This is a genomic window from Streptomyces hainanensis (genome assembly GCF_004348415.1).
GTDB lineage: Bacteria > Actinomycetota > Actinomycetes > Streptomycetales > Streptomycetaceae > Streptomyces > Streptomyces hainanensis.
Window position 1 is genome coordinate 1 of record NZ_SMKI01000742.1, and the last position, 2,323, is coordinate 2,323.

At 74.7% G+C, this 2,323-nt stretch carries 2 protein-coding genes; both read right to left on the minus strand.

The genetic code is table 11. From position 1 onward, the window contains the following. Positions 1–657, minus strand: a 657-nt coding sequence (locus E1283_RS35435) for a lytic transglycosylase domain-containing protein (RefSeq protein ID WP_132822268.1), incomplete at its 3' end; no start/stop codon positions are given. A gap of 20 nt (positions 658–677) precedes the next feature. Beyond that, positions 678–2,225, minus strand: a complete 1,548-nt coding sequence (locus E1283_RS35440; protein WP_132822269.1) for a serine/threonine-protein kinase — start codon at positions 2,223–2,225, stop codon at positions 678–680. Positions 2,226–2,323: the final 98 nt, after the last annotated feature.

The window sequence follows — 2,323 nt, forward strand, 5'->3', positions numbered from 1 at the left end:
GGCGACGCGGCGGCGGACGAGGTAGCCGGCCGCGCCGGCCGCGAGCACCGAGGCGCCGGCGAGCACCGAGGCCGGCGGCAACGCGAAGGCCAGCACCAGGCAGCCCGCCAGACCGAGGGCCGGGACGTAGTTCTGGGTCTCGGTGTACGGCGGCACCCCGCCGTACTGGATCACGGCGTAGGGCCCGGCGTTGTACGCCGCCAGCATGTTGTCCACCGGATCCCCCGGCACGTCGTCGACGTAGCCGGCCAGGGAGCAGTCGTAGCTGGCGGCGGACGGGATGGCGTCCTCCGGGTCCCAGACGTCCGCGACCCCGTCGTTGTTCGCGTCCATGCCGTGGGTCGCCCAGGTACCGGGGATGAACTGCGCTATGCCCTGGGCGTTGGCCGGGCTGGTCCGGTCGGTGCGGAAGCCGCTCTCCTGGTTGAGCTGGGCGGCCAGCAGCGCCGGGGAGAGCGTCGGGCACAGGTTGCCCCACTGTTGCACCAGCGCCGCGTACTCGGCGGGGACGGAGTTGGTGGCGAGCTGACCGCCCCCTCGGCCACCGCCACCGCCGAGCAGCCCGGCAGCGGCGCCGTAGACGCCGACGACGAGCAGCGCCATGAAGAACACGAGCGACCCGAACCCGGCGCCGGCCCACAGCAGGATTTTCCGCATGCCCCCAACTCTCCCCGTTTTCAGGGATTCTGACGAGCCTGGGGGGTGCTGAACCCGTCACACGCGACGCTCGCCGCGTCCTCGTCCGAGGTGACGTGCAACCAGAGCACCGTCCAGTCGCCCGCCACGTCGTCGAGCGCGGGCGCGCCGGGAAAGTCGTCGGGGTAGGACACGTACCGCCACTCCAGGGGATCCGGGTCGTGCAGGTCGGAGACCCCTGACACGTAGAAGGTGCCGATGCCCGCATTGCCCTCCTCTAGCCCAGGCGGCCGCACGGCCGCCGCCACCTGGTAGGGGGCCGAAGCCTCGCCGAGGTCGAGCTTCAACCGCCAGCCGATCTCAGCCTCGCCCGGCGTCGTGGTCGTGTCGACACTCCACTGCCACTGCTCCACCCGCTCCTCCGGAGGTTGCCGGCAGGATTCGATGGCGGGATCCCAGATGTCGGTGGCGTGGAACTCCGGCCCGAAATCCAGCGGATCGCCCGTGGCCGCCGAGTCGTCGTCGGCGCCCTCGGAGCCCTCGGCGCCCTGGACGCCGGAGGAGGTGGTCTCCTCGCCGGCCGTGTCCCGGTCGTCGCCCTGACCGGTGTCGGCGTCGGCGCCGGTGCCGCCCGTGCCGCCCGTGCCGTCGTCCCGCGTGCCGAGCCAGACGCCGACGGTCGCGAGGAGTGCCGCCACGGCCAGGCCGGCGCCGACGACCTGCCAGCGGCGGCCGCGACCGCCGGCTGCGGTGGTGGTGGTCGGCCTGCTCGGGACGAGGCCGGCCGCCGTGGCCGTGGGGAGGTCGTGCGGGGCCGGCTCGCCGAGGTCGTTGAGGGCCCGGTAGGTCGGCAGGTCGGCGAGGGACCAACTCACCCCGCAGCGGCGGATGATGTCCGCCGGCGCCGGCCGGTCGGCCGGCTCGCGGGCCACGCAGTCCCGGATCAGCGCCGCCAGACCGGGGTGGACGCCGTCGACGTCGATCTCGCCGTGGACCACCCGGTAGCTGACGGCCGGCCACTCCCCGCCGCCGTACGGCGCGCGGGCGGTGGCCACGGTCGCCATCGTCGCGCCCAGCGCGAAGACGTCGGCGGCCGGCCCCGCCTCGCCGCCGAGCAGCACCTCGGGCGCCGTGAACCCGGGCGTGCCCGGCGCCTGCCCGGTTCTGGTGAGCTGGGTCTGGTCGGCCGCCCGGGCGATCCCGAAGTCGATCAGCCTCGGCCCGTTCGGCGCCAGCATCACGTTGTGCGGCTTGAGGTCGCGGTGCACCACGCCCTGCGCGTGCACCGCCGCGAGCCCCTCGGCGAGGGCCGCGAAGAGCCCGGTGCACAGCTCGGGCGCCAACGGCCCGTCCCGCAGGGCCCGCAGCAGCGTCGGCCCGGGTACGAACTCGGTGGCCAGCCAGTAGGGCGGGGAGTCGAGCGAGGCGCTGATCAGGTTGGCGGTGAACGGGCTGCGGACCGCCCGCACGGTGGCCACCTCGCGGCGGAACCGGGCGAGCGCGCCGGGCTCGTCGGCGATGTCCTCCCGGATCACCTTGATCGCGGCCCTGGTGCCGCCGGGGGTGCCCGCCCCGCTCCGTAGGCGCATTGCGAGTCGTCGGCTGCCGTCCGCCGGCGGAACGACGGCGACCGGCACCCGCGTCGGACGCACCGATCAGGACGCGCTGCGCCTGCGCACCAGGTAGA